The sequence below is a fragment of the Acidovorax sp. HMWF029 genome, from assembly GCF_003060895.1.
Lineage (GTDB): Bacteria > Pseudomonadota > Gammaproteobacteria > Burkholderiales > Burkholderiaceae_C > Acidovorax.
Genome location: NZ_QAIH01000038.1, coordinates 1 through 4898, shown reverse-complemented (window position 1 = coordinate 4898; position 4898 = coordinate 1). Strand labels below are relative to the sequence as shown.

4 protein-coding genes are annotated in these 4898 nt (G+C 67.6%); 3 read left to right on the top strand and 1 reads right to left on the bottom strand.

Going from position 1 to position 4898, the window contains the following annotated elements:
* A partial coding sequence (locus DBR12_RS02395) for a GGDEF domain-containing protein (protein ID WP_108615779.1) occupies positions 1 to 1116 on the top strand: 1116 nt, incomplete at its 5' end.
* A 58-nt stretch (positions 1117 to 1174) separates the two neighbouring features.
* Complete coding sequence (locus DBR12_RS02390; protein WP_108615778.1) at positions 1175 to 2821, top strand: acyl-CoA synthetase; 1647 nt, start codon at positions 1175 to 1177, stop codon at positions 2819 to 2821.
* Positions 2822 to 3182: 361 nt separating this feature from the next.
* Here DBR12_RS02390 and DBR12_RS02385 read toward each other — a convergent pair whose 3' ends face one another.
* Positions 3183 to 4076 (bottom strand): AraC family transcriptional regulator, encoded by an 894-nt coding sequence (locus DBR12_RS02385; RefSeq protein WP_108615777.1) that lies wholly within the window; start codon positions 4074 to 4076, stop codon positions 3183 to 3185.
* Positions 4077 to 4227: 151 nt separating this feature from the next.
* Here DBR12_RS02385 and DBR12_RS02380 point away from each other — a divergent pair, with 151 nt between their 5' ends.
* Positions 4228 to 4791 carry a carboxymuconolactone decarboxylase family protein gene (locus DBR12_RS02380; protein ID WP_199226613.1) on the top strand — a complete coding sequence of 188 codons (564 nt, stop codon included), beginning with the start codon at positions 4228 to 4230 and terminating at the stop codon, positions 4789 to 4791.
* Positions 4792 to 4898: the final 107 nt, after the last annotated feature.

Sequence of the window (4898 nt, the reverse complement as noted above, 5' to 3'; positions counted from 1 at the left end):
GTGCAGGGGGTGGTGGTGGTGCGTGTTGCGGCCGAGCCATTCTTGCGCAACTTCGAAGCCGCATTGCCAACGCCGTACGGTTTTTACCTCAGCAACCGGTGGGGCGATTTCCTGGCGCACCCCGATGCCACCCAGACATTCGGCTTTGACCGGGGCCAACGCATCCTTATTCAGGACGCCTTTGCGCCGGTGGCGGCCCTGGTCGATGGACGGGCTCAGGATGCCGTGCTCAGCCGACCCGGCACCGCCAACGACGAGGCGCGGGTGTTCTCGTTTGTGCGCATGCCCTTTGGCAGCAAGGACGAAGGGCGCTTCATGGTGGTGGGCCTGTCGCAGCCCCTGGCCGCCGTGCAGGGTGAGGTGGTGGACCTGGGTCGCAGCATCCTCAAGATCCTGCTGGTGCTCAGCCTCGTAGGAGTGGTGCTGGCGGCGGGGGTGTCGCGCGTGGTCACGCAGCCACTGCAGGCCATGGTGGCGGCAGCGCAGGCGTTCTCGCGGGGGCACGCGCACGGGGCACTGCCGGTGCACCGCAAGGACGAGGTGGGCGACCTGGCCCGCAGCTTCCAGGACATGGAGCAGCAGATCAGCCGCCAGATCACCGAGCTGAACGCCAGCCGCGACGCCATGGCCCACCTGGCGCACCACGATGCGCTCACCGGCCTGCCCAACCGCCGCATGTTCGAGCAGCGCCTGGCGCAGGCGCTGGAACTCTCGCGCCGCAGTGGCCGCGACTGCGCCCTGCTGTTTGTGGACCTGGACGACTTCAAGGCCATCAATGACACACGCGGTCACGCCGTGGGCGACCTGGTGCTACAGGCCGTGGCCCGCGTCATTCTGGGTGCCGTGCGGCAGGCCGACACCGTGGCCCGGCTGGCGGGCGACGAGTTCACCGTGCTGTGCGAAAACGTGGACTCGGAAGAGGCCGCGCTGCAGATCGTGGCCAAGCTGGAGCAGGCCTTTGCGCCGCCGCTCGACATCGAGGGCCAGCCCTTCCCGGTGCGTGCCAGCATCGGCGTGAGCCTGTTCCCGCGCGACGCCCAGGACGCGCACACGCTGCTGGCCAGCGCCGACGCGGCCATGTACCGTGTCAAGCAACGCCACCGCCGAAGGGTTTGAGTCAGCCTGGGGCGGTAGGCTGTGGCAACAGTCCTGTTCACTTCCATCTCCGCGATCCATGTCCTCCATCTTTGACCAGCACCTGCCCCGCACCGAAGCCAACTTCGCGGCCCTGTCCCCCCTGTCGTTCATCGAACGCACGGCCGAGGTCTACCCCGACCGGCTGGCCATCGTGCATGGCACGCTGCGCCAGACCTGGGCCCAGACCTACACACGCTGCCGCCAGCTGGCCAGCGCCTTGGTGCAGGCAGGCATCGGCAAAAACGACACCGTGGCCGTGATGCTGCCCAACACCCCGCCCATGGTCGAGGCGCACTTTGGCGTGCCCATGGCGGGCGCGGTGCTCAACACCCTCAACACCCGGCTGGACCCCGAAGCCATCGCCTTTATGCTCGACCACGGCGAGGCTAAGGCCGTGATCGTGGACCCCGAATTCACCGGCACCATGGCCAAGGCGCTCGCCCTGCGCTCGGGCACCACCCCCATCCGCGTGATCGAGGTGCAAGATGCCCTTTACGGCCCCGCCGTGCAAAGCCTGGGCGGCACCGACTACGAGACCTTTGTTGCCAGCGGCGACGCCACCTTCGCCTGGAGCCTGCCCGCCGACGAGTGGGATGCGATTGCCCTCAACTACACCAGCGGCACTACCGGCAACCCCAAGGGCGTGGTCTACCACCACCGGGGTGCGGCCAGCAACGCCATCAGCAACGTGCTGGAGTGGGACATGCCCAAGCACGCGGTCTACCTGTGGACACTGCCCATGTTCCACTGCAATGGCTGGTGTTTTCCGTGGACCATCGCAGCCCGCGCAGGCGTCAACGTGTGCCTGCGCCGGGTGGACGCGCAGGCCATCTTTGACGCCATTCGCAACCACGGCGTCACGCACTACTGCGGCGCGCCCATCGTGCACGGCCTGCTGGTCAACGCGCCCGACGCGATGAAGGCGGGCGTTCCTGCAGGCGTGAAGGCCATGGTGGCGGGCGCAGCACCACCGGCGTCCATGATCGAAGGCATGGAAAAAATGGGGTTCGACCTGACCCATGTGTATGGCCTGACTGAGGTCTACGGCCCCGCCACCGTGTGTGCCAAACACGCTGCCTGGGACCAGCTTGACATCGGCGAGCGCGCCCGCCTCAACGCCCGCCAGGGCGTGCGCTACCACCTGGAGCGCGATGTGCGCGTGCTCGACCCCGAGACCATGTTGCCCGTGCCGCAGGACGGCGAAACCATGGGCGAGATCATGTTCAAGGGCAACATTGCCATGAAGGGCTACCTCAAGAACCCCAAGGCGACTGCCGAAGCCTTTGCGGGAGGCTGGTTCCACAGCGGCGACCTGGCCGTGCAGTACCCCGACGGCTACATCAAGATCAAGGACCGCAGCAAGGACATCATCATCTCGGGCGGCGAGAACATCTCGTCCATCGAGGTCGAGGACGTGCTCTACCGCCACCCCGACGTGTTGGCCGCCGCCGTGGTGGCCAAGCCCGACCCCAAATGGGGCGAGACACCGTGCGCGTTTGTCGAGCTGAAGACCGGCGCCCAGACCACCCCCGAGGACATCGTGGCGCACTGCAAGAAGCACCTGGCGGGCTTCAAGGTGCCCCGCGCGGTAGTGTTTGGCGAGCTGCCCAAGACCAGCACCGGCAAGATTCAGAAGTTCGAGCTGCGCAAGCAGGCGGGCTCGGCGGCGGCCATCGACGTGTGAGGGCGCAGGGGAGGCGGGCACTGCCTGCCGATCCCCGCAGGGCTTTGGGTGAATAGTTTGATTGCTACATATTTCATAGCTTAAAACGCTTGGTGGTCGAGCGGGAGAGGCCTTTTTTGTTGAATAAATAGGTGCCTCGGGGCGGGATGGTTTCGACAACGCGCCTAACGCCCCCAACTTCCCCCTCTGCGCCGGGCTTTTGCTCCCTCTCCCCTTGTGGGAGAGGGCGGGGGAGAGGGGTGTTTGGTGGGCGCAGCGCTCGTTCGCCCCCTCTCCCCGACCCTCTCCCGCGAGGGGAGAGGGAGTTGGGGGCAGGTCGTTGGCCAGGCGCCGTGCCAAGGATCCCCGTCAGCCAAGCGCCTCAAGATTCCGCATCCCGCGCATCCAGCCAGTCCCGCACCGACAACCCCAGCTTCTGAGCGAACACCCGCGACAGCGCCGACGGGTTGGCATACCCCAGCTCGTTGGCAATCGACTTCAGCGACCGGCCGCCGCGCAAATGCGCCTGCGCCAGCGTCAGCCGCCAGTGCACCAGGTAGTCGGCCGGGGTTTCGCCCACCACGGCCTTGAAACGGGCGGCGAACGCGCTGCGCGACAGGCCTGCCTGCTGCGCCATCTGCTCCAGGCTCCAGGCCTGGCCGGGCGCCTCGTGCAGGGCTGTGAGGGTGCGCGACAGGTGTGGGTCGGACAGGCCCGTCAGCAGACCAGGCGGCATCTGCGCCTGCTGCGGGTGGTCCAGCAGCCAGCGCAGCAACTGCAGCAGCACCACTTCAAACAAACGGTCGGCCAGCACGCGGTGGCCGCAGCGCAGGCGGTCGGTTTCGGCAAACAGCAAGTCCAGCGACTGCTGCAGCCCGTCCACCGTGCCCAGCGGCAGCACCACCAGCGGGGGCAGGGCGCGGGCCAGCGGGTGGCTGGCGCCGCCGTCAAAGTCCAGCGCGGCGCAGGTGAAGTCCGAGCCCTCGGTGGGCGCGTTGTGAAAGAAGTGCTCCAGCGGCCGGGCATAGAACAGCAGGCTGGGCTCGCGCACCACCAGCCGCTCGGGCGGGCCCGCCTGGGGCTGGTGCGTCACCACCATCTCGCCCCGGCGCAGCACATGCAAAAAGCCCCGGCCCGGCGCCGCCGCAAAGTGCGTCACGCCACACAGCGGCCCGTTGTGGAACAGGTGCGCCCGCACCCGAAACCGCTCCAGCAGCGGCGACAGGCGATCCAGCGGCGCGGGGCCGGGTGCGGGTTGGGGGTGATCAGTGGGCATGGGTTTGGATGAATTGGTATGAAGTATGGATTTTTTGTGCCCAATGGTACGACTTGGCGCAAGACACTGCAGGGGTGCTGTGCATCAGCAGTACCCGGTGCCCCACCCGGCGCCGGATCTCCAACGTTTCACCACCTGCAAGGAAATCACCATGTCCGACCATTCCTCCACCGCCCGCGTTTCCTTGGTAGACCGCACTGCCGCCAGCGGCCCGGCGCGTGCACTGCTGGACCAGATCCACGGCGCCTTTGGCACCACGCCCAACATGTTCCGCGCTGTGGCCAACTCGCCGGCCGCGCTGCAAAGCATGTGGGCGGCTTTTGGCGCACTGGGCGGCGGCGTGATTGGCGCCGCACTGGGCGAGCAGATTGCCGTCGCCGTGGCCAACCGCAATGCCTGCGACTACTGCCTGGCTGCCCACACCGCCCTGGGCCGCAAGGCGGGCGTGAGTGGCGACGCGCTGGCCGCGGCGCAGTCGGGCGAATCTGCCGAACCGCGCACCGCCGCCGTGCTGCGCTTTGCGCTCCAGCTGGTGAACGAACGCGGCCAGATCGATGCCGCCGACGTGCAGGCGCTGCGCGATCAGGGCCTGAGAGACGAGCACATCGTCGAGATCGTGGCCCACGTGGCCCTCAACCTTTTCACCAACTATGTGAATGTGGCGCTGGCCGTGCCGGTGGACTTCCCCGGCGTCAAGCTGCGCCCGGCGCGCTGACCGGCGGGGCCGGGGTCTCCTGCCACTGGCAACAGGCGCCCGCGTGGCAGGTGGCAGATGCGCTGTTGGGGCCCCTGTCGCGCAGGCAGACCACAATGTCGTTGGAC

Coding starts and splice junctions, on each gene's coding strand:
- DBR12_RS02385 (WP_108615777.1), bottom strand. CDS start 4,076: ATGCCCACTGATCACCCCCAACCCGCACCCGGCCCCGCGCCGCTGGAT.
- DBR12_RS02380 (WP_199226613.1), top strand. CDS start 4,228: ATGTCCGACCATTCCTCCACCGCCCGCGTTTCCTTGGTAGACCGCACT.
- DBR12_RS02390 (WP_108615778.1), top strand. CDS start 1,175: ATGTCCTCCATCTTTGACCAGCACCTGCCCCGCACCGAAGCCAACTTC.